21 protein-coding genes are annotated in these 21,564 nt (G+C 73.3%); 12 read left to right on the top strand and 9 right to left on the bottom strand.

What is annotated here, in order from left to right; translation table 11 throughout:
• Nucleotides 1-84 precede the first annotated feature (84 nt).
• Nucleotides 85-1,638: a hypothetical protein gene (locus ACQXVK_RS03160; RefSeq protein WP_430852657.1), complete on the top strand. Its 1,554-nt coding sequence runs from the start codon at nucleotides 85-87 to the stop codon at nucleotides 1,636-1,638.
• Nucleotides 1,639-1,697: 59 nt separating this feature from the next.
• On the opposite strand, the gene ACQXVK_RS03155 is transcribed toward ACQXVK_RS03160, so the two are convergent.
• Complete coding sequence (locus ACQXVK_RS03155; protein ID WP_430852656.1) at nucleotides 1,698-3,401, bottom strand: beta-N-acetylhexosaminidase; 1,704 nt, start codon at nucleotides 3,399-3,401, stop codon at nucleotides 1,698-1,700.
• A gap of 36 nt (nucleotides 3,402-3,437) precedes the next feature.
• On the opposite strand from ACQXVK_RS03155, the gene ACQXVK_RS03150 reads away from it, so the two are divergent.
• Both ACQXVK_RS03150 and ACQXVK_RS03145 read left to right on the top strand, forming a co-directional pair.
• Entirely contained in the window at nucleotides 3,438-4,580 is a 1,143-nt protein-coding gene (locus tag ACQXVK_RS03150; protein WP_430852654.1) for an ROK family protein, read from the top strand.
• Nucleotides 4,581-4,631: 51 nt separating this feature from the next.
• Entirely contained in the window at nucleotides 4,632-5,387 is a 756-nt protein-coding gene (locus ACQXVK_RS03145) for a DedA family protein (protein ID WP_430852652.1), read from the top strand.
• A 4-nt stretch (nucleotides 5,388-5,391) separates the two neighbouring features.
• On the opposite strand, the gene ACQXVK_RS03140 is transcribed toward ACQXVK_RS03145, so the two are convergent.
• Nucleotides 5,392-5,595 carry a DUF2945 domain-containing protein gene (locus ACQXVK_RS03140; protein ID WP_022906330.1) on the bottom strand — a complete coding sequence of 68 codons (204 nt, stop codon included), beginning with the start codon at nucleotides 5,593-5,595 and terminating at the stop codon, nucleotides 5,392-5,394.
• Nucleotides 5,596-5,818: 223 nt separating this feature from the next.
• On the opposite strand from ACQXVK_RS03140, the gene ACQXVK_RS03135 reads away from it, so the two are divergent.
• Complete coding sequence (locus ACQXVK_RS03135; RefSeq protein WP_402265248.1) at nucleotides 5,819-6,871, top strand: serine/threonine-protein kinase; 1,053 nt, start codon at nucleotides 5,819-5,821, stop codon at nucleotides 6,869-6,871.
• Nucleotides 6,872-6,946: 75 nt separating this feature from the next.
• Complete coding sequence (locus ACQXVK_RS03130; protein WP_430852650.1) at nucleotides 6,947-7,570, top strand: phosphoribosylanthranilate isomerase; 624 nt, start codon at nucleotides 6,947-6,949, stop codon at nucleotides 7,568-7,570.
• 39 nt (nucleotides 7,571-7,609) lie between these two features.
• Here the strand turns inward: ACQXVK_RS03130 and ACQXVK_RS03125 are convergent, their stop codons facing one another.
• Both ACQXVK_RS03125 and ACQXVK_RS03120 read right to left on the bottom strand, forming a co-directional pair.
• A complete protein-coding gene (locus ACQXVK_RS03125) occupies nucleotides 7,610-8,368 on the bottom strand; it encodes an HAD-IIB family hydrolase (RefSeq protein WP_022906328.1) in 759 nt (252 codons plus the stop codon).
• 160 nt (nucleotides 8,369-8,528) lie between these two features.
• Nucleotides 8,529-9,125 (bottom strand): nitroreductase family protein, encoded by a 597-nt coding sequence (locus tag ACQXVK_RS03120; RefSeq protein WP_022906327.1) that lies wholly within the window; start codon nucleotides 9,123-9,125, stop codon nucleotides 8,529-8,531.
• A gap of 74 nt (nucleotides 9,126-9,199) precedes the next feature.
• On the opposite strand from ACQXVK_RS03120, the gene ACQXVK_RS03115 reads away from it, so the two are divergent.
• Together ACQXVK_RS03115 and ACQXVK_RS03110 are read left to right on the top strand one after the other, a co-directional pair.
• Complete coding sequence (locus ACQXVK_RS03115; RefSeq protein ID WP_430852649.1) at nucleotides 9,200-10,123, top strand: AEC family transporter; 924 nt, start codon at nucleotides 9,200-9,202, stop codon at nucleotides 10,121-10,123.
• Nucleotides 10,124-10,554: 431 nt separating this feature from the next.
• Nucleotides 10,555-10,962 carry an aldehyde dehydrogenase gene (locus ACQXVK_RS03110; protein WP_430852648.1) on the top strand — a complete coding sequence of 136 codons (408 nt, stop codon included), beginning with the start codon at nucleotides 10,555-10,557 and terminating at the stop codon, nucleotides 10,960-10,962.
• A 4-nt stretch (nucleotides 10,963-10,966) separates the two neighbouring features.
• Here the strand turns inward: ACQXVK_RS03110 and ACQXVK_RS03105 are convergent, their stop codons facing one another.
• A complete protein-coding gene (locus tag ACQXVK_RS03105) occupies nucleotides 10,967-11,224 on the bottom strand; it encodes a nuclease (protein ID WP_402265237.1) in 258 nt (85 codons plus the stop codon).
• Nucleotides 11,225-11,320: 96 nt separating this feature from the next.
• Nucleotides 11,321-12,157: an exodeoxyribonuclease III gene (locus tag ACQXVK_RS03100; RefSeq protein ID WP_430852646.1), complete on the bottom strand. Its 837-nt coding sequence runs from the start codon at nucleotides 12,155-12,157 to the stop codon at nucleotides 11,321-11,323.
• 129 nt (nucleotides 12,158-12,286) lie between these two features.
• Between ACQXVK_RS03100 and ACQXVK_RS03095 the strand changes: the two genes are divergently transcribed.
• Nucleotides 12,287-12,907 carry an Asp23/Gls24 family envelope stress response protein gene (locus ACQXVK_RS03095; protein ID WP_430852645.1) on the top strand — a complete coding sequence of 207 codons (621 nt, stop codon included), beginning with the start codon at nucleotides 12,287-12,289 and terminating at the stop codon, nucleotides 12,905-12,907.
• Complete coding sequence (locus tag ACQXVK_RS03090; RefSeq protein WP_430852644.1) at nucleotides 12,904-13,776, top strand: phosphotransferase; 873 nt, start codon at nucleotides 12,904-12,906, stop codon at nucleotides 13,774-13,776. Before ACQXVK_RS03095 ends, ACQXVK_RS03090 begins: the two co-directional genes overlap by 4 nt.
• On the opposite strand, the gene ACQXVK_RS03085 is transcribed toward ACQXVK_RS03090, so the two are convergent.
• Both ACQXVK_RS03085 and ACQXVK_RS03080 read right to left on the bottom strand, forming a co-directional pair.
• The gene (locus ACQXVK_RS03085; RefSeq protein WP_049973427.1) at nucleotides 13,773-15,110 is read right to left on the bottom strand and encodes a M23 family metallopeptidase; all 1,338 of its coding nucleotides are present in this window, start codon (nucleotides 15,108-15,110) and stop codon (nucleotides 13,773-13,775) included. The two genes, ACQXVK_RS03090 and ACQXVK_RS03085, sit on opposite strands and share 4 nt — an antisense overlap.
• Nucleotides 15,111-15,187: 77 nt before the next feature.
• Nucleotides 15,188-16,855 carry a hypothetical protein gene (locus tag ACQXVK_RS03080; RefSeq protein ID WP_430852642.1) on the bottom strand — a complete coding sequence of 556 codons (1,668 nt, stop codon included), beginning with the start codon at nucleotides 16,853-16,855 and terminating at the stop codon, nucleotides 15,188-15,190.
• Between the two features lie 85 nt (nucleotides 16,856-16,940).
• Between ACQXVK_RS03080 and pyrE the strand changes: the two genes are divergently transcribed.
• Nucleotides 16,941-17,492, top strand: a complete 552-nt coding sequence (gene pyrE / locus ACQXVK_RS03075) for an orotate phosphoribosyltransferase (protein ID WP_402265221.1) — start codon at nucleotides 16,941-16,943, stop codon at nucleotides 17,490-17,492.
• Nucleotides 17,489-19,723 carry a septum formation family protein gene (locus ACQXVK_RS03070; RefSeq protein ID WP_430852641.1) on the top strand — a complete coding sequence of 745 codons (2,235 nt, stop codon included), beginning with the start codon at nucleotides 17,489-17,491 and terminating at the stop codon, nucleotides 19,721-19,723. Before pyrE ends, ACQXVK_RS03070 begins: the two co-directional genes overlap by 4 nt.
• Nucleotides 19,724-19,833: 110 nt before the next feature.
• Here ACQXVK_RS03070 and ACQXVK_RS03065 read toward each other — a convergent pair whose 3' ends face one another.
• A complete protein-coding gene (locus tag ACQXVK_RS03065) occupies nucleotides 19,834-20,787 on the bottom strand; it encodes an aldo/keto reductase (RefSeq protein WP_402265215.1) in 954 nt (317 codons plus the stop codon).
• Between the two features lie 95 nt (nucleotides 20,788-20,882).
• Here ACQXVK_RS03065 and ACQXVK_RS03060 point away from each other — a divergent pair, with 95 nt between their 5' ends.
• Complete coding sequence (locus ACQXVK_RS03060; protein WP_430852639.1) at nucleotides 20,883-21,527, top strand: HEAT repeat domain-containing protein; 645 nt, start codon at nucleotides 20,883-20,885, stop codon at nucleotides 21,525-21,527.
• The last annotated feature ends 37 nt before the right edge of the window (nucleotides 21,528-21,564 follow it).

Here is a 21,564-nt window from a genome sequence, read left to right as displayed (position 1 = left end):
GCACGCCGCGCAGCCGCGGGCGCTCTGCCCGGCGTCCTCCACCGCCCAGTACGCTGGTCGCCGACCGAGAGACGAACGGATCCGATGCGAACAGCACCCGCCCCCGATGCGCCGATCCGCGACGACGGGTCCCGCGTCGGCCGCTGGGAGCGGGCCGGTGCCGTCGGGGTCTTCGTCCTCGCGGTCGTCCTCGCCTGGTCGCGCATGCCCGCGGCGGTGCGGGACGTGCTCTGGGCGGAGGACGGCCGGACGTTCCTCGGCGAAGGCGTGCAGTACGGCACGCTCGGGACGCTCACCCGCAGCTACGCGGGGTACCTGCACCAGTACCCGCGGCTCGTGGCGGGGGTCGTGCAGCACGTGCTGCCGGTCGAGGGGTGGGCGACCGGCATCGCGTTCGGAGCCGTCGTCGGGACCGGCCTCGTCGCGGCGGTGGTCTTCGTGTGCACGCGGGACGCCACCGCGCGACTGACGCCGGGCGCCGCGCTCGCCGCTCGGGCGGGGATCGCCCTCGCGGTGGTGCTCGTCCCGATCGCGACGAACGAGGTCCTCGGCAACCTCGCGAACGTGCACGCGTACTTCCTGTGGATGATGCCGTTCGTGCTCCTGCACCGGGCACGCAGCTGGGCGTCGAGCGTCGGGCTGGCCGTCGTGACCCTGCTCGGCGCCCTGACCGAGACGCAGGCGATCGTGTTCGCGCCGCTGCTCGTCCTCGGGCTCAGGACTCGTCGGACCTGGCCCGTCAGGGCCGCCTTCCTCGCCGGTGCCGGTCTGCAGCTCGCCGTGTGGCTCGGTTCGGACCGGCACCGCGGACAGGTCGGGCGCGCGACCATCGACCTCGCGTCGCTCGCGGACGGGTTCGGTCTGAACGCCGGGATGACGACCTTCCTCTCGCGGGCCGCGTCCGGCGAGTTCCTCGCGGCCGTCGGCCCCTGGGCGGGGCTGCTCTTCCTGGTGCCCTTCGTCGTCGCCTTCGTCTGGGTGCTCGTCCGCGGCGACCGGACGCAACGGACCCTCGCGGTCGTCCTCGCGCTGTACGCCGTCGTGCTCTGGTGCGCGGCGGTCGTGCTCAACCCGAAGCCCGCCTACGCCTACGCCAGCATGTCGCCGGAGTTCCTCCGGTACGCGTGGGTGAGCCGGTACGGGGTGTTCCCCGCCACCGCCGGGCTCGTGCTCGTCATGCTCGCGCTCGTGACGCCCCGACGCTGGAGTCGCACCCGGAGCGCCGTCGGGGCGGCGGCGGCCGCGTCTGCCGATCCGTCGCGACGATCGCTGCGGCCCCGGCGCGTTCCCCGCCGTCCCGCACTCGGCACGGCGGTGCGGTCGACCGTCGCCGTGGTCCTGCTCGTCCTCGTGGTCGTGCAGTTCCGGCCGCTGGGGCCGGTCCTGCGCACGGACGGTCCGCGGTACACGGCTGCGGTGGCCGCCGCCCGCGAAGCCTGCCGCACGCTCCCGGCCGACCGGGCGATCCGGATCCGCAGTGCGCCGCAGACGCAGCAGGACACCCCGGGTCCGCCGACGCGGCAGGAGCCCACCTCGTTCTGGAGCCTGTCGATGAGCTGCGCGGTCGTCACCGGGGCGAGGACCTCGGACGTCGGGCACGAGGTCGAGCAGGTCCGGCCGGTGCCCACCTTCGGCTGAGCGACCACGCGCCGCCCGTTCTCGGTGCCGACGGTGGCCCCGGCGTCCCGCTCGGCTCGTCAGTCGGCGATGTTCGCCGTGACCGCGTCGATGTAGGCGGCGCGTTCCTCGCGCGAGTGCGGACGGCCGGGCACGCCCGGACGCTGCTCCCACGGGAAGGGCCCGGCGTCGTGTCGGTACTCGATGCCCATCGCCTCGAGCCGGGCCGTGTGCTCGGCGAGGCGCCCCCGGAACTCCGCGACGTCCCGCGGTCCGGTGACGTCGGCCGACCAGAGGGCCTCGGCCAGTGCCGCGACGCGGGGGAACAGCTGGTAGTCGAGCTTGCGGGCGGTGTCCACGTGCTCGGTCCACATGTTGCCCTGGCCGCCGATGACGTGCGCGCGTTCGGCGTCCGTGAGGTCCGCCGGCACCGGGTCGAACGCGAACACGTCGTCGACGGTGAGGACGATCGACACCGGGATCGGCTCGGTCACGAGGTCGCTCTGCCGGTAGTCGAGGTACACCTGGTCGTCCGGCGCGGAGATCACGTCGTGCCCCCGCTTCGCCGCGGTCCGGGCGCCGGTCAGGCCGCGCCAGGACAGCACGGTCGCCGACTTCGAGAGCGTGCCGCCCTCGAGGATCTCGTCCCAGCCGAAGGCCCGCCGCCCGTGCGACTCGACGTGCGCGGCGAGCCGGCCGATGATCCACGCCTGCAGCTGTTCCTCGTCGGCGAGGCCGAGCTCGCGGATGCGCTCCTGCGTGCGGGGGTCGTCCTGCCACTGCACCTTGGGGCACTCGTCCCCGCCGACGCCGATGTACTCGGACGGGAACAGGGCGACGACCTCGTCGAGGACGTCCTGGAAGAAGGCGATCGTGGACTCCTCGGCGTTGAGGACGTCCTCGGCGATGCCCCACTCGGTCCACACGTCGACCGGGTCGCCCGAGACGCCGAGCGACGGGTAGGCCGCGAGGGCGGCGCGGACGTGCCCGGGGGTCTCGATCTCCGGGACGACCGTGACGAACCGGTCGCTCGCGTAGGCGACGATCTCGCGGATGTCGTCCTGCGTGTAGTAGCCGCCGTGCGGGCGACCGTCGAACGACGCCGGGCAGAGGACACCGTCGGCGTCGGCGACGTGCGCTCCGACCTGGGACTCCTTCCGCCACGAGCCGACCTCGGTCAGGCGCGGGTACTTCCGGATCTCGATGCGCCACCCCTGGTCCTCGGTGAGGTGGAAGTGCAGGCGGTTCAGGCGGTGGGCCGCGAGCTGGTCGACCACCCGCATGACCTCGTGCTTCGTCCGGAAGTGCCGCGCGACGTCGAGCATGACGCCACGCCAGGCGAAGGCCGGAGCGTCCTCGACCGTGACCGCCGGGACCGTCCACGGGCCGTCGCCGACCCGGCCCCTGCGGTACACGTCGGCCGGCAGGGACTGCAGGAGTGCCTGGACGCCGTAGAACACGCCGGCGGGGCCGCCGCCCGTGACCTCGACGCCGTCGGGGGCGACCACGAGTCGGAAGGACTCGGAGCGGTCACCGCCCGGGCCCGCGGGGAGCGAGTCGTCCTCGGCCACACGGAGCGCGATCACGTCCGCCGTCGCCCCCGGGTCATCCGCGGCGTCGCGCACCGGCAGTCCCGTCGAACCCCGCAGCGTCTGCTGCAGGTACAGTCGGACCGACTCGCTCGCGGCGTCTGCGGCGATGCGGGTCGACGGGGTGATCGCGAAGGCGCCGACACCCGGTTCGGTGCGGCGCGGCCGTGGGATGAGCATGTCGGAGTCCACCATTCCTCAATGATCTTTCGTAATATGGAGGCTATGGCCGTGGACGAGACCGTGTCAACGCTTCCGAACGGTGTCGTCGGCAGCGCTCCGGGGATGCTCCGACTCATCAACTCGCGCGCGATCCTCGCCGAGCTCTTCCGCGACGACGGCTCGCACACCGTGACCGAGCTCGGTCGGACCGTCGGACTGTCCCGCCCCACCGTCGAGGCCGCCCTGGCCGACCTGGTCGACGAGGGGTGGGTCACCGAAGCCGAGGCCATCGCGACGCCGAACAAGGCCGGGCGCCGGGCGAAGCGGTTCCGTGCGGACGCCGCGGCCGGGTCCGTGCTCGGCGTCGACCTCGGGCTGCACGGCATCGTGGGGCTCCGCTCGGACCTGCGCGGCCGCCAGCTCGCCCGGGTAGAGGAGGTCTACACCGACCTCGCCTCCGCCGAGCAGGCGTGGGCGAGCGTGCAGGACGTCGTCCGGCGGCTCGTCGAGGGCACCGACCCGTCGCGGCTCCTCGCCGCGACCTTCGGCGTCCCCGCCGTCGTCGACCGCTCCGGCGAGATCGACTACACCGTCGCGGTCCCGCAGTGGGTGGAGCGACGCGTCCCCGGCCGGATCGGCGACCTCTTCCCCACGTCGACCACGTTCTTCGACAACGACGCGAAGCTCGCCGCCACGGCCGAGGCGATGTGGGGACGCTTCCGCGGGGTGCAGGACGGCCTCTACCTCGTGATGGGTCGCCAGATCGGTGCGGCCTACCTCGTCGACGGCTCGCTCGCACGCGGTGCGCGCGGAGCCGCCGGCGAGATGGGCGGCCTGGCATCGACGGGATGGCCCGACGCACCCGCCCGACTGGAGGCGCGGATCGCCCCCGGCACCGATGTCGAGTCCGTCATGGCGTCGGCCGGGCAGGGGGACCCGGCGGCGGCCGCGGCGGTCCGTGCGCTCGCCGAGGACGTCGCCCCCGGGGTCGTCCAGCTCATCGCGACCATCGACCCCGAGGTCGTGGTCGTCGGCGGCGAGGTCCTGCCGGCGGCCGAGGTGTTCTGCGAGGCGCTGACCGGTTTCGTCACGCCCGGGCTCCGGCACCCCGTCGAGATCGTCCCGTCGACGGTCGGCCGCGACGCCGTCGCCCGCGGTGCCCTGGCGCGTTCGCTCACCCACGTCCGGACGTCGCACATGGGACTCGGCTGACGTCCAGGTAGCGTGCCGGGTCCTGACAGGGCGTTCAGGCACGATCGGTGGATGACGACTGCCGTGGCTGCGCCTGCCCACACCATGACCGTCGCCGCCGGCGACTCCGCCAGCGACCAGGAGATGGGCGGACTGTCCGGCCTGGTGCTGCAGCTCATCGACGCCCTGGGCGAGTGGGGCGTCGCCCTGATGCTCTTCGTCGAGACGGTCTTCCCACCGATCCCGTCCGAGGTGATCCTGCCGCTCGCCGGGTTCCTGGCCGGAGCCGGTCGGATGAACCTCGTGCTCGTCCTGCTGCTCGCGACGCTCGGCTCCTACCTCGGCGCACTGGTGCTGTACTGGCTCGGCGCCGTCATCGGCTTCGAGCGGACGACGCGTTGGCTCGGCAAGCTGCCCCTCGTCGACGAGGACGACTTCCGCAAGGCGGCGGACTGGTTCCACCGGCACGGCCGGAGCGCGGTCTTCTTCGGCCGGTTCGTGCCGATCGTCCGCAGCCTCATCTCGCTGCCGGCCGGAGCGGACCGGATGCACCTCGGGACGTTCTCGGTGTTCACGATCATCGCGAGCGGGATCTGGAACAGCGCCCTGGTGCTCCTCGGCGCGGCGTTCGGGACCCAGTACGACAAGGTCGAGCAGTACACCGAGTGGATCGACCGCGTCCTCTACGTGGCGATCGCCGCAGTCGTGGTGACCTTCGTGGTCCGCCGGGTGCGCCGCATCCGTGCCGACCGCGCGGGACGCACCGTCACCGGACGGGCCGACGGCACCGCCCGCGGCCGACGTCGTGCCGAGGCCGCGGGCGACTGAGCCGTCAGGCCTTCGTCAGTGCGGACTCCTTGTGGGCGGCCTGCTTGCCCGTCTTCTCCGATTCGACGATCCAGTACGGGTCGTCGTCCGTCGGCTTGAAGGACTGCCCGTCGAACTGGAAGTCCTTCGTCTTCTTCTCGACCAGTTTCCCGGTCGTGGTGCCCTGCGAGGTCTTCCAGTGGACCTTCTCGCCCTTCGACAGTGCCATGGCGTCCTCCTGACGTCGACGTCGAGTGATCGCTCACCCGTGGAAGGGCCGAACGTACCCCGATGCATCCGCATGATCTCGGGGAAGTCACGGAAGAAATGTCCCCCATCACGATGTCATAACACGTACCCGAAAGGCCGGTGGGACGCGTACCGTACTGGATGAGCCACCGCGGAGGCAACTGCCCCGGATCACCCGGCTCTCGGACGGAACGACATCAACCATGACCCTGCTGAACGTCACTCGGGCGGAGACGGTCCTCGCGGGCCGCTACCGCCTCGTGAAGCTCATCGGCACGGGTGGCATGGGGTCGGTCTACGAAGCACGTGACGAGCACACCTACCGCGCCGTCGCGGTGAAGCTCTTCGCGACGCCCGAGTCGATGACCACGGCCGACCGGGTCCGCCAGGAACGCGAGATCCGGCTCCTGAGCATGCTGTCGCACCCGGGGCTCATCCCGCTGTACGACGCCGGCACCCACGACTTCGAGGACGGCCCGCACCGCTTCATCGTGATGGAGCTCATCGCCGACACGACGCTCCTGCGCCGACTCGCGGGCGGCGCCCTGCACAACTACGAGGTGGCCGACCTCGGCGCCCAGCTCGCCGACGCCCTGGCGTACGTGCACTCGCGCGGCATCGTCCACCGCGACGTCAAGCCGGCGAACATCCTGATCAGCGACGAGGGCTCGTCGGGGTTCGCCCGCACCGTGAAGCTGACGGACTTCGGCGTCGCGCACTTCGTCGACGGGTCCCGCCTGACCAACGACGGGACGATCATCGGGACGGCCGCCTACCTCAGCCCCGAACAGGTCGCCGGCGAGCCGATCGGCTTCGCCACCGACGTCTACTCGCTCGGCCTCGTGCTGCTCGAGGCCCTGACCGGCAAGCAGGAGTACTCCGGCACCCTGATCGAGGCGGCCCTCGCACGCCTGCGGCACGACCCGGAGATCCCCGACGACATCGCGCCGGAGTGGCGGGACCTCCTCGCGAAGATGACCGCTCGGAACCCCGACCGACGCCCGACCGCGGTGGCGATCGCGAACGCCCTGCGCGGTGGCTCGACGCAGATCACCGGTCCGGTGCCGCTCGGACCGCAGCGCGTCAAGCACAAGCGCGACCACCGACTGCACCGCGCTGCGCACCGGCACGCCAAGCGCGGCACGTTCGTGACCGTGCGTCGGTGGCGTCGCCGGAACGTCCTCGTCGGGTCGTTCGCGGCCTTCGGCGTCCTCGTCGCCTGCGCCGCGTCCTACGTCGCCGGCGCGCTGCACTAGCGTCCGGCGCGCGGCCCCGAGCCGTGCGCACCGCCGGTCGCCCGCGCGTCCGGGGTCCCTGGCAGGATGGACCGCATGACCGACCAGCGCTGGATCAAGATCTGCGGCCTGTCGACGCCCGACACCGTGGACGCCGCCATCGACGCGGGCGCCGACGCGGTCGGGTTCGTCTTCGCCGCCGGCAGCCCCCGGACCGTGACGGCGGACCTCGCGAAGGAGCTCGTCGAACGCGTGCCGGACGGCATCGACGCCGTCGGGGTCTTCCGCGACCAGGAGATCGACGAGGTGGTGGGCATCGCCTCCGCGGTGGGCCTCACGACCCTGCAGCTGCACGGCGGCGAATCGGCGACCGACTTCGCCCGGGCCCGCGACGCCGGCTTCTTCACGATCCGGGCGGTCGCGGCCGAGGACTACCTGCGCGAGACGCCCGAGCAGCGCGCGTCGTACGACCACGACCTGCTCCTGCTCGACGCGGCGGTCCCGGGCAGCGGTCGGCTCATCGACCCCGGCGCGGTGACCGGCAAGGTCGACGAGGCGTGGATCCTCGCCGGCGGACTGACCCCGGCCAACGTGGTGGCGGCGATCGAGTCGCTCGACCCGGACGCGGTGGACGTGTCGAGCGGGGTCGAGTCCGAGCGCGGCGTCAAGGACGCCGCGAAGATCCGGGCGTTCGTCGAGGCGGTCCGCAGCATCCCCTGACGGCGCACGCCGCGCCTCCTGGCCGACCGCGGTCGCGCGTCAGCGCAGGGTCGGGATCAGCTCCGTGAGGAACGCGTCGGTGTCCTCCCAGCCCTCGACCGCGTGGCACGGAACGCCCAGGGCCTTCACCGGGTAGTCGTTGCCCTCGGGGTCGAGCCGGTCGCCCACGAAGAGCATCGCGTCGAGCGGCACCCCCGTGATCTCGGCGAGCCGCTGCATGCCGTAGGCCTTGTCGATGCCCTTCCGGGTGATGTCGACGCTGGTCGAGCCACCGGAGCGCACCTCGAGGTCGGGGAGCTCGGCCTGCACCAGACGGCGGAGCTCGTCCTTCTTGGCGCCCGTCGGGTCCCACTGCTTCTTGACGTCGACCGGAGCCGACTGGCCGAGCGCGGAGAACGTGATCTGGGACCCGCGGTCCTCGAGGATGGGTCCCCAGGTCTCGGACTCCCAGAACCCGGCGGCCTTCGCCACGGCCTCGACCGCGTCGAGGGCACGGGTCTTCTGGTCGTCTGTGAGGTCCTCGGCGTACTGCAGTGCCCAGTCGTCACCGGCCCACCGGTAGTAGGCGGTGCCGCAGGTCGGCAGCAGGTGCAGGTCGTCGAGCACGAGCCCGTCCCGGCGGCGCAGGGGTGCGACGAGCTGCTGCTCGAACTGCTGGAAGTTGCCGCCGGAGATCACCGCGACCGGCACGACCTCGAGCAGGGACGCGAAGGTCTCGAGCATCCGGGGGTCGAGCGCGGACTTCGAGGGGGCGAGGGTGTCGTCCAGGTCGAAGGCGACGAGGCGGGGCGTGGTCATGCCCCGATCCTGCCAGAGCCGACGGCACGGACGCCGCACGACCGGGCTCGTCGTGCCGCGGTGCGCGATGTGTGCGGTGTCGCGCGCGGGGCACGACGGGGCCCGGACACGACAGCGGCCGCACCCCGGTGGGGATGCGGCCGCGTGTGGTGGGGAAGGGCTACTCCTTGACGAGCACGACCTCGTCGAGCGGGAGGCGGGTGCGCGGGGCGACCTCGCGCTCCGCGGCCTTGTCGTCGAGCTGCGACGGGTCCGCCACGGTGCCGATCGCGGTGACCGTGTACGGCAGGAAGCGCTCGGGCAGGTCGAACGCGGCGCGGAGGCCCTCGGCGTCGATACCGGCCATCTGGTGCACGTGCAGGCCCTCGGCGTGCGCCTGGACCGTCAGGGCGGCGAGGGACTGGCCGAGGTCGTACTGCGCGAACGGACGCTCGTCGCCGTCCTCGGTCACCGTCTCGAGCACGCCGACCACGAGCGCGCTGGCGCGGAACGCCCACGCGGCGTTGAAGCCGAGCAGGTTCTCGTTGATCTTCCGGAAGGTCTCGGTGCCCCGACGACCGGCGATGAAGCGGCGCGGCTGGAAGTTCATGGCCGACGCGGCCCAGCGTGCGGCCTCGAGGACGGCGTCGAACTGCTCGTCCGAGATCGTCGCGGTCTCGTCGTAGGAACGGGGGCTCCACCGCTCTTCGAGCAGCGGGACGAGGGGCTGGCTGGAGTCGGTCGAACGCGTCAGCGTGGTGGAGTTCGTCGAGGTCATGGTGGCGTCAACGGTATTCGATGCGTCCGCATTTCCGGCCTGAGCAACGTCACATGGTGCAAGGATGGGGGGCGATGGGTGGCGTGTTGACCGGGTTCGCGATCATCGGCGCGATCATCGCCGCCGGGTACGCCGTCGGACGCACCGGACTGCTCGGCCAGCACGCCCAGTTCGTGATGAGCCGGCTCGCGTTCTTCGTGCTGATGCCGTGCCTGCTGTTCCACACGATCGCCACGGCGGACATCCACGTGCTGCTGTCGCCGATGCTCGCGGTGTCGCTCCTCAGCGCGGTCGTCGTGGCCCTCGGCGCCGGTGTCGTGTTCCGGCTGGTGCTCCGTCGGCCCCTCGCGACGACGACGGTCGGGGCCCTCGCCGCGAGCTACGTCAACGCGAACAACATCGGGCTGCCGGTCGCCGTGTACGTCCTCGGGCAGGCCACCGCGGTCGTGCCGGTCATCCTGCTCCAGCTCATCGTGCTCGCGCCGATCGCGCTCACGATCCTGGACACCGCGACCTCGGCCGGTGGCAGCTGGGCGCGTCGTGTCTCGGGGCCGTTCCGGAACCCGATCATCATCGCCTCGCTCGTCGGCCTGGTGTTCTCGGCGACGGGCACCGCCCTGCCGACGCCGGTGCTCGAGCCGTTCTCGTTGGTCGGCGCGGCCGCGGTGCCCGTCGTCCTGCTGTCGTTCGGGATGAGCCTGCACGGTGCGACCCCGCTGCGGGACCCCGCGATCCGGGCGGACGTGATCGTGGCGTCGGTGATCAAGCTCGTCGTGATGCCGGCCGTGGCGTTCGTGCTCGCCCGGTACGCGTTCGGTCTGGGGGACCAGGACGTCTTCGTGCTCACGACGCTCGGGGCACTGCCCGCGGCGCAGAACGTGTTCAACTACGCGCAGCGGTACGGGGCGGCGGTGCCGATCGCGCGCGACGTGGTGCTCGTCTCGACGATCGGCTCGGTGCCCGTGCTGGTCGCGGTGGCCGCCCTGCTCCACCCGTAGCCGCGCGCTGGCCGCGTCGGCCGGGGCCGCGCCCGCGCCGGCGCCGAGGCCACGACGCCGCGCGAGCGGGCAGAGAACGTCCCGATCGCCGCCGGGTAGCGGCGCTTTCCGCCCGGTCGCGGAGCGACGCGCGGCGTGTCCTGCCCGGTCGCGGAGCGATGCGCGGTGTGTCCTGCCCGGTCGCGGGGCGGTGCGCGGCGTGTCCTGCCCGGGCGCGGGGCGGTGCGCGGTGTGTCCTGCCCGGTCGCGGGGCGGTGCGCGGTGTGTCCTGCCCGCTCGGGGCCCGTGTCGGGACCCGACGACGGACGGGAGGCGCGGGGCGGGCCGGATCCGCGCCTCCCGTCCGTCCCGTGGGGCCTGTGGAACGGGCGGTGTGTCCTGGCAAGTCGGCGCGTACCGTGGGCGCCACCGAACGGAAGAGGAGGTCCCCGATGGACACGATGGCGATGATGAAGAGCATGTCGATGACGGACGTGCCCGTCCAGATGGACGCCGAGGCGATGCAGGACACGATGATGGCGATGAACGCCGCGTCGATGGCCGCGACGATGTGCTCCGCGAGCGACATGCGTGCGGGCGGCGAGATGGCCACCTGCGCCGCGATGTGCTCGAACACGGCGATGATGGCCGACACCGGCATGCGGATGATGATGCGTCCGGCTGGCATGGACGCGCAGTCGATGCGGGCGATGCTCACGACGGTCACGGCGATGGGCACGATGTGCGCTGCCGAGTGCCGGAAGCACGCCGACATGGACGAGACGTGCCGCTACTGCGCGATGGCGTGCGACGAGATGGTCGCGAAGTGCGAGGCGATGCTGGCCTCGATGACCGCCTGACGCGTCACGCGACGCGCGCGGTGGTCTTCCGACCGCCCGCGCTGAGGATCTCCGCGGCGGGGTGGTGGGCGACCGGTGCGCCCACCGACACGAGCGTGTCGGCGTCCGCCACCCGCAGCTGCGTCACGTCGCCGTCGAGGAACGCGACCACCAGGTCGGCCGGACGGGTCTCGAGGACGATGCCGTCACGCCAGGCACGAGGCGTGGCGTCGGCCATGACGCGCTGGATCGGAAGGATCGTCGACGGGGTCGTGCGGGACATGGCTTCACCTGCTCTCGAAGGGGTTCGGTGCAGGAACGCTACGTCGGCCGGTCGGCCGCGCTCAACGCCGACGGACGCGGGGAGTAACAGACGGCGTCAGAAGATCATCGGCCGGTCGTCGTCGAGTGAGGTCTCGAGGTCCAGGTCGACCGTGACGGGGACGTGGTCGCTCGGCGCGTCGCCCTTCCGCTCGTCGCGGTGGATGGTCGCGTCGGTGACGACGTCCGAGAACGCCTCGGAACCCATGATGAAGTCGATGCGCATGCCCTCGTTGCGCGGGAAGCGCAGCGACTTGTAGTCCCAGTACGTGTAGCCGTCGGGCACGATCGGGCGGACGACGTCCTGCAGCCCACGCTCCTCGAACGCCCGGAACGCGGCACGTTCCGGCTCGCTGACGTGCGTGTGGCCCTCGAACACGGCGACGTCCCACACGTCGGAGTCGAGCGGCGCCACGTTCCAGTCGCCCATGAGCGCCAGCGGTGTGTCCGGCTCGGCACGGAGCCACTCGGACGTGCGGTCGGCGAGCTGTCCGAGCCAGTCGAGCTTGTACGTGTAGTGCGGGTCGCCCAGCTCGCGGCCGTTCGGCACGTAGAGGCTCCACAGCCGGACGCCGTCGACCGTGACGCCCATGGCACGGGCCTCCACCGGCAGGTCGGGTCCCTCGTGCCCCTTGAGGAAGCCGGGCTGGCCGGGAAAGTCGCGGGTGACGTCCTCGAGCGGGAGCCGGCTGGCGAAGGCGACGCCGTTCCACTGGTTCAAGCCGTGCGCCTCGACCTGGTAGCCGGCAGCCTCGAACGCCTCGAACGGGAACTGCTCGGGCTTGCACTTGATCTCCTGCATGCCGAGGACGTCGACGTCCTCGCGCACCAGCCAGTCGACGATCCGACCCACCCGGGTGCGGACGGAGTTCACGTTCCAGGTCGCCACGCGCATGGGTCCGAACCTACCGTGGGCCAGCCGGGCGCCGTCCGCGTGCCGGGGCCACGGGGCGGGCGGGGCACGGCACGATGGTGTTCGGTGGACGGACACGACGAGCACAACGAGACCCCTCCGGAGGGACGCATGGCATCGACGACGACCGGCGTGGCGGGGACTGCGACCACGACGCGGGCCGGCGTGGCGGGGTCCGCGGCGACGACGCGGGCCGGCGTGGCGAGGACCGCGGCCACGACGACGACCGGCGTGGCGGGGTCCGCGACGGCCACGACGACGCGGGCGGCCACCGAGGGACGGACCATCATCGACGACAGCGTCGTCGCGAAGGTCGCCGGCATCGCCGCCGCCGCCGTCCCCGGGGTCCACGCACTCGGCGGCGCCGCGACCCGGGCGTTCGGTGCGGTCCGGGACGCGATCGCATCGAGCGCACTCGGCCGTGGTGGGTCCGGGTCGAGCGCGCTCGGACAGGGCGTCCGCGTCGAGGTCGGCGACGAGCGCGCCGCGATCGAGCTCACGATCGTCGTGGACCACCCGAGGCCGATCCCGGCCGTCGCCGAGGCGGTGCGGACGGCCGTCGCCACCGCCGTCACCGAGTTCGTCGGCCTCGAGGTCGTGTCGGTCGACGTCGTGGTCACCGACGTCTGGGTCCCGGCCCTCGACGGGGACGTCGACGGCGCGGACGTGTGGGTCCCGGCGCTCGACGGGGACGTCGACGGCGCGGACGCCACCCGCGGTCGCGCCCGGTGACCACCGTCGGCGGTGCCGCACGACGGGGCAGCGGCGGCCCCCGGGTGATCGACGGGCTGACCCGTGCACGGGGTGACGTCGTGGTGCCGTCGGTCGTCCGCTCCGCGGCGCGAGGGCGACCGGTGCAGGCCGTGTGGGTCAACGAGATCGGCGGCCGGACCTTCCGCATCGGCGAGGACGGGCGTGCCGAGGAGTACGTCAAGGTCCTGCCGCACGCCTACGCGTCGTGGATCGTCGGCGAGGCCGCCCGGCTGACGTGGGCGTCCCGGTACGCGACGGTGCCGGAGCTCCTCGACCACGGCGTCGACGACGAGGGGGTCTGGCTGCGCACGCGGGCACTCCCCGGGTGGAGCGCGGTCGATCCGCGGTGGCACGACGAGCCCCGGACGGCCGTCATCGCGGCCGGCGAGGGCCTCCGGGCACTGCACGACACGCTGCCCGTGCTGGACTGCCCGTTCGAGTGGTCCTCCGTGCAGCGGGCCGGACGCGCCCGCGCCGCCGGGGCCGATCCGGACGCGCTCGGCCCCGAGCCGGCCGTGGACCGCGTCGTGGTGTGCCACGGCGACCCCTGCACGCCGAACACCCTGATCGGTGCCGACGGACGGTTCGCCGGGCACGTGGACCTCGACGCCCTGGGGATCGCCGACCGGTGGGCGGACCTCGGCGTGGCGACGATGGCGCTCGGCTGGAACTACGGCCCCGGGTGGGAGGTGCTCTTCCACGAGGCGTACGGAGTCCCGCTCGACGAGGAGCGGACCGCCTGGTACCGGGCGCTGTGGAACCTGGACGACGACGGCGTCGAGACGTCAGCGGACGGGGTCGAGGCGGTCAGCGACGGCGTCGACACGGCCGCCGGGCGGGACGACTAGAAGGCCACGCCCCGCGCCTGCATGAACGGCACCGGGTCGACGGTGGCGCCGTTCACGTGCACCTCGAAGTGCGTGTGGCAACCCGTCGAGTTGCCGGTGGAGCCGACGAGCGCGATCAGCTGCCCGGCCGAGACCCGCTGCCCGGGGCTGACGCGGAACCCGCCGTTCACGATGTGCCCGTACGCGGTCTGCACGCCGCCGCCGTGGCTGATCCGGACGTAGTTGCCGTACCCGCCGTACCAGCCGGCGTAGTCGACGGTGCCCGCGGCCGCCGCGACGATGGGCGTCGAGCAGCCGCTCGCCAGGTCCGCACCGTCGTGCTTGATGACGGAGCCGTAGATCGGGTGCACGCGGTACCCGTAGGGGCTGATGACGTAGCCACTCGCCGGCCGGACCCACCCGGTGCCCGAACCGGAACCGGGCGATCCGCTGGCGCCGGAGCCGCTGCTGCCCGTGCTGCCACCGCCGCCGCCGCCACCGCTGTTCGCCGCGGCGGCCGCGCGCTGAGCGGCGAGCGCGCGCAGGTACGCCTCGCGCGCAGCCTTCTCCTCTGCCGCCTTGCGCACGGCCTCGCCCTTGGCGAACTCGGCCTCGGTCCGGACGCGGCCGGAGGTCAGCGTCGCGAGCTGGGCGTCGAGGCGGGCCTTGTTCGACTGCTGCTCGTCGTAGGCGGCCTGCACCTTGTCGGCCGCGGCCTGGGACGCCTGCATGCGGCGCTCGGCCTCGGCAGCGAGGTCGGCGAGCGCCTCGGACGCACGGTCGGCCTGGTCGGTGAGGGAGCGGGCGACGGCGGCGTCGGCCGTGGCTGCCGCCTCGACGCGTTCGGCCTGCTCCGAGAGCTTGCTCAGCGCACCGAGGTTGTAGAGGAGGTCACTGGCGTCCTGGCCGCCGGAGATGACGGACGCCGTGACGTCGGATCCACCGGACCGTGCCATCTGCGCCGCGAACTGTCCCGCCTGGGCGGCGCTCTGCTCGGCGGTCTCGGTGTGCTCGTCGGCGTCGGCGCGGAGTCGCTGCTCCTTCTCGGCGGCGTCCTGCGCCTTGCCCTGCGCCTCGAAGAACTCGGTGCCGAGGCGCTGGGCCTCGGCCTCGGCCGCCTTCACCTTGCTGGAGAGCCCGGAGATGATGCCCCGGATCTCGGTGATCTGGTCCTGCTTGGCGGACTCCTGCCCGCGCGCGGCCATCACCTCGTCCCACGAGGGGTAGGTCGCCGCGCTCGCCACCGGGGCGTCGAGCACCACCGTGCCGACCAGGCCCGCGAGCGCGAGGGCGGTGGCGGCGAGACGGAGGCGGACGGCGGCACGGCGACGCGGGTGGCTTGGGGGACGAGTCACGCACCCGAGCCTATACATCCGTTCAGGCACGACGGGTCGCCGCCGCGCGGCTGTGGAGAACTTCGCAGGGCGGGCGTTCAGAACCCGCGTTCCCGCCGGATGGCGTCGGCGCTGTCGACGACGTCCCGCTGCAGCACGGCGGCCCCGGCCGTCCCGGCGTAGTCGTAGACGTCGAACCCGGCGCAGTGCGTGATCGTCGCGGGCGGCCCGAGGGAGTCCTCGACGGCGGTCGTCCAGACGTCGCCGGACCCGATCACGACGAAGGTCGGGGCGGCGTCGCGGTACGCGCCGAGGTCGACGAGCCACGGGTAGGTCTGGAACGTGTCCCGCACCTGCAGCAGCTGCACGTTCGTGGACGCGTAGGTCGCGAGGGGGCGGACGGTCCAGAACTGCCCGACGCCCACGACGTCCCGTCCACCGGCCCAGCGGTCCAGGCAGGCGGCCGGGTCCGAGCGTGCGTCGACGACCGCGCGGAGGGTGCTCGGCGCGGTGGCGACCCCGGTGAGCAGGACCCCGGCGGCGGCGAGGGCGAGCACGGCCCGGATGCCGCGCCGCGGCCGGTGCACCTGGGTGCGGCGGACGGCGGTGCGGGCGAGCTCGGCGACCGCGACCAGCGCGAGGAGCGGCGCCGTCACGATCGGCTCGAGGTACCGCGGGGTCTCCGAACCGGCGACGACCACCCCGACCGACACGGCCACGACGGTGACGAGGGGGAGCGCGGCGGCGACGAGGACCGTCCGTGACGTCCGGACCCGCCACGCCCACACGGTCCCGCCGACCGACAGGAGGACGCCCACGAGCAGCAGGAGCAGACCCGCGTCCCCCGCGGCCGACCCCGCGCGGTCGTCCGTGAGCGCGGCGAAGAACCCGAGGGTCTCGCCGGCACGCGACGGCTGGACGTAGGTCGACGGGTCGAGGGAGACGAACGGCCGGAGCGGGATCCGCAGCAGGTACCCGACGACCGAGCCCACCGTCACCGTGCCCGCGAGCACCGCGACCAGGCGCCAGGGCAGTCGGCGTGCGAGCGCGAGGAGCACCAGCGTCACCACGACCGGCGCCGCCGACCAGGGCACGTACAGCGGGTTCGACGCGGTCGTGCAGGCGGCGACGAGGCCCAGCACGACGAGGACCGGCACGGACGCCCGCCCGGTCCGCACCGCGCGGAGCACCAGGACCGCGGTGCCGAGCATCGCCAGGACCGCCCCGTAGTAGTACGTCGTCGTGAGGAGCAGGGACGCGAGCTCCAGCGAGGTCGCCGTCGCCGAGGACTCGGTGAGCACCAGGAGCGTCACGAACCCGAGCGCCACGGCGGACACCGCGATCCGTGCCGAGCGCCGGGCGGCCGGCATGAGCTCGTTCGCGGCCGCGCGCACGAGGGCGTAGACGGCCAGCAGCACGAGGACGCCGTTCAGCGCGAGGGCCTGCTGCGGCGTCGCGGTCACGAGGGAGCACAGGAGGTAGACCGGCAGCTCGGGGAAGAAGAACAGCGCCGGGGACATCGCCCACTCGAACGGCTGCCCGAGCTCCATCGAGCGGCGGACGAGCGGCAGCAGCACCGAGTCGCCGTCGTACCAGAGCAGGGTGACCCTCGGGGTCGCGACGACGTGACGCAGGGCGATGACGGACAGGGCCAGCGCGACCAGCGCACCGAGCGCCTCCTGGCCGACCGCACGCCCCCGAGCGGGCCGCCCGGCGCCGTCGGTCCCGCGCTTCACCTCGGTGACGGGGCGCGCGTCGGAGGGCATGACCGGAGCGTACCGACCGAGGCTCGGAGCGCCCCACCCACGCGGGGCAGCGCGCTCCGGGGACGACCGGCTACCCTTGTGGGCTGTGACCGACGCGCGCGACCAGCTCATCCAGTTCATCACGGACGAAGCGGTGTTCCACGGAGACTTCACCCTCACCAGCGGGAAGAAGGCGACGTACTACATCGACCTCCGCAAGGTGAGCCTGGACCACCGTGTCGCCCCGCTCATCGGCCAGGTCATGACCGACCTCATCGGCCAGGTCCCGGACGTCGCCGCGGTCGGCGGGCTCACCATGGGCGCCGACCCCATCGCCAGCGCCGTGCTCCACCAGGCCGCCGCCCGCGGGCTCGCGTACGACGCCTTCGTCGTGCGCAAGGAGCCGAAGGACCACGGCCGCGGCAAGCAGGTCGAGGGTCCTGAACTCGCGGGCAAGCGCGTGATCGTGCTCGAGGACACCTCGACGACCGGCGGTTCGCCGCTCAAGGCCGCCGAGGCACTGGAGCGCGAGGGCGCGATCATCGCCGCCGTGGCCGTCGTGGTCGACCGCGACACCGGCGCCAAGGAGAAGATCGAGGCCGCCGGGTACCCCTACTTCGCCGCGATCGGACTGGCCGACCTGGGGCTGTCCGCATGACCGAGGAGCGTCCGGACGACGCGCACGAGCCCGACCAGACCGCCGGACCCGCAGACGGGGACGACGGACTGGAGGCGCGGCGCGGTTCCGCCCCGGACGCTCCGTTCCACGGTCTCCGCAGCGCCGCCGACATCTTCGGTGCCCCGCGCGGTGCCGACGACTGGCCGTCGCGTCGCGAGCGCCGCGAGGCCGAGAAGTCCGCGCGCGAGACCGGCGCGCCCCTGCCGGAGCCCTTCGAGCCGGTGACCGCCGAGGAGCCCGAGGTCCGCGCGACGCCGTCGTCCGCCGACGAGGACGACGCCACCCAGGCGATCTCGATGCCCGAACAGCTCGAGGCGCCGTCCGAGAACCCCCAGGCCGAGGCCGAGCACGAACGGGCGACGCTCTCCGACCGCATCCCCGCCGCAGCACCGGTCCCGCCGCCCTCCAACGCGCCGCACCCCTCGTCGATCAGCCTGCCGACGGCCCTGTCGCACCGCGACGAGCGCGCCGCCGAGAACCGCGCGATCGACGAGGAACGGCGCCGCACCGACCCGTTCGGCGCCGGGCGCGAGGACGTCGACTGGCTCGGGCGGGCCACCGGTCCGCGCACGGCCGTTCCCGCCGAGCCGACCGCCGCGCCGGCCGTCCCGGCAGCCCCGGTCGTACCCCGACCGCTCGGCGTCGAGAACGTCCTGCCGCCCACCGACGAGCCGCCGAGCTTCACCGAGCTGCTCCGGACCGCCAGCGGCGACGTCGAGGGCACGGCCGGCGACGAACGACCGTTCGACTGGGCCATCCGGGACGACGAGCCCGGCGAGGTCCCGGCGACGCTGACGACGAACGCGTTCGACACCACGGCGCTCGCCGGTGGTCGCTGGAGCCTGGCGGACGAGTCGGACGAGTCGGACGACGACGTCGTCGCCGGTGAGCTGCCGACCCCGGTCGACGGGACGCCCATCGTCGGCGCGGCGGCTGCCGCACCGACCGTCGCGCCCGTTCCCGCACCCGCACCGCCGCCCGCCCTCGGGCCGTCCGCCCCCGTGGTGCCGGGCCACCTCGACGACCGGACGGACGGGTCGGAGGAAGACCCGCGCCTCCCGTCCGACGCGCCGACCACCGCACTGCCCGTCGCCGGGACCCCGTGGTGGGCCGAGCCCGACGGCACCGTCCCACCGACGGCGGCCCCGCCGCTCGTCGAACCGGCTACCTCGGAACCGGAGCCCGCCGCCTACCCGGCGCACCTGCCGCCGGCGGTCGGGCAAGACCTCGACGCCGTGATGGGGATCCGCGGCCACGAGCCGACGGCGCACGCGGACGAGGCGGCACCGCTCCCGGCGACCGCGCCGGACGACCTCGACCAGTCCGAGTGGGACGGCCGCGAGACGAGCGACACGAGCGCCATCAAGGACCTCTTCGGCACCGAGGCGGTCGGGCAGCTCGGCGGGACCGGCTACGACCCGCACGACACCGGCACGCGCATGATGCCGGCCGTCGGGGCAACGCCCGCGCATGCAGCCGGTCCGGGCCGCACGCCGGTGGCGCCCGCAGCGGCAGCCGCAGCGTCCTCTGGTGGTGGCGACGGCGGTGGCGACCGCGACAACTTCATCAACGAGGGCTTCGCGAAGCTCCGGAACGAGGGCCGACGCGGGAAGCTGCTGCTCGTCTGGGGGTCGATCGCGCTCATCGTCGTGCTGCTCGTCGCCGTGTTCGCCCTGACGAAGTGGATCCTCGGCAACTCGATCGAGGAGCGCACCCCGGCACCGACGTCGACCTCGGCCGCGTCGGCGTCGTCGTCCCCGAAGGCGGCCTCGTCGTCGCCGGCGTCCGCGGCACCGTCGTCGAACACCCTGCAGACCCTGCAGTTCGCCACGACCCCGGCGGGTCCGGGGGAACACGCCTGGACCGACCTCGCGGGCGGCGAGTGCCTGTCACCGTTCACCAACGCGTGGGCGCAGACCTACACCGTCGTGGACTGCCAGAGCCCGCACCTCGCCCAGCTCACCGCACGCCTGCAGGTGTCGGCGAACCAGTGGCCGGGGCCGGACGACCTCGCGTCCCAGGCGGCCGAGCGGTGCCAGACGTCCGAGGCGCTCGACACGGCTGCCGCGGCGGCCTACGGGGACGTGCAGGTGCAGGGGTCGTACGCGCCGGACCAGGCGACGTGGGACCAGGGCGACACGTTCATCTCGTGCTTCGTGACCCGGTCGTCGGGCGGCACCATGACGGGTTCGGTCGCGCCGAACGCCTAGGGGCTGCGGTCCCGGCGGACTGGCCGACCCGGAACGACACCACCGACGTCGTACGACGTCGACGATGTCGTTCCGGCGCGGCCAGCGGCCAGCGGCCAGAGGTCAGCGGCTCACGCGCGGGCGGAGACCTTCGACGACACCTCGTCGAGCGTCCGGAGCTCGTCCGCGCTGAGCTCGAGCTCCGCCGAGGCCAGGAGTGCCGGCAGCTGCTCGGTGTTCCGCGCGCTGGCGATCGGCGCGACGACGTCCGGCTGGGCCTGCAGCCACGCGAGGGCGACGGTCGCGACCTCGGTCGAGCGGTCCGCGGCGATCGTCGCGAGGGCGTCGACCACGGCGAGGCCCGCCTCGTTGAAGTAGCCCGAGACCTGGCCCTCGCGGTCCTTGCCGGCGACGTCCTCGGCCGTGCGGTACTTGCCCGTCAGGAAGCCGGCCGCCAGCGCGAAGTAGGGGACGACCCCGAGGTGCTCGGTGGCGGCCAGCGGCGCGATGTCCGACTCGTACGGCTCGCGGGTCACCAGGTTGTAGTGCGGCTGGATCGCGACGGGCACGGCGAGGTCGTGCTCCCGCGCGATGCGCACCCACTCCGCCGCACGCTCCTTCGAGTAGTTCGAGATCGCCGTCCAGCGGACGAGGCCGTCGCGCACCAGCTGGTCGAACGCCCGCACGGTCTCCTCGAGCGGGGTCGACTCGTCGTCGAAGTGCGCGTAGTACAGGTCGATGCGGTCGGTGCCGAGGCGCTCGAGGCTCGCGCGTGCGGCCGCGGCGACGTTCGACGCCGACAGACCCTGGAACTCCGGGTGCTGGGACACCTTCGTGGCGATCACGACGTCGTCGCGCTTGCCGGACGCCCGGAACCACGAGCCGATCACCCGTTCGGACTCGCCGCCGGAGTTGCCGGGCGCCCAGGCGGAGTAGACGTCCGCCGTGTCGACGAAGTCGCCGCCGGCCGCGGTGTACGCGTCGAGCACCCGGTGCGAGGTCTGCTCGTCGGCGGTCCAGCCGAAGACGTTGCCGCCGAGGGCGAGGGGGAACACGGTGAGGTCGCTGGTACCGATGCGGGGCATTGGGGGTCCTTCCGGGGCTGACTGGAGCGGTCCCTCCCACGCTATGCCGCTCGCCCGGTCCGCTCCCAGGTGCGTGGGGTCTCCTGGGAAGGACCATGACGACGCTCACCTCGTCCCTCAGCGACCCCCGTCCGTCCGTCCGCCTCCGTGCCGTGATGACGGCCGGCACGACCCCGGACCCCGACGACCTCGACGTCCTCGTCGAGCAGTGCGCGATCGAACCCGACCTGCAGGTGCGGGAGGTGCTCACCTGGGCGCTCGTGCGGCTGCCGGCCGAGCTCGTCGTGCCGCGGCTCGTCGAGCAGCTCGCACGACCCGAGCCGCAGGCACGCAGTCAGGCGTTGCACACCCTGTCGAAGATCGGGGACCGCTCGGTGTACCCGGCCGTCGCGGAGCTCCTCGGCGACCTCGACCACGGGGTCGTCCGCACCGCCTGGCGCGCCTCGGTCCGCCTCGTCCCCGACGACGAACGGCCCGCGCTCGCCCGACGACTCGCACGGGACCTCGGGCACGGCGACCGCGAGACCCGCCTGGCCCTCGGCCGGGCACTCGTCGACCTCGGCGAGGACGTCGTCGCCCCCGTGCTCGACGAGGCGCAGCAGCGTCAGGGCGACGGCGTCCGCGAGCACGTCGAGGACGTCCGACGGCTACTGCGGGACCCCGACGCCGCGAGCAGCCTCGCGCTCGAGCGTGCCCGACGCGAGGTCGCGCTCGGCCGGACGCGGTCCGCGACGGGGTGAGTGCGGTGGGCGTGACCGGATGACGGCCGGGAGGCGC

This window comes from Curtobacterium sp. AB451, from assembly GCF_050585845.1.
Lineage (GTDB): Bacteria > Actinomycetota > Actinomycetes > Actinomycetales > Microbacteriaceae > Curtobacterium.
Note: the sequence above shows the minus strand (reverse complement) of the source record. Positions and strands in the feature narration are given on the sequence as shown.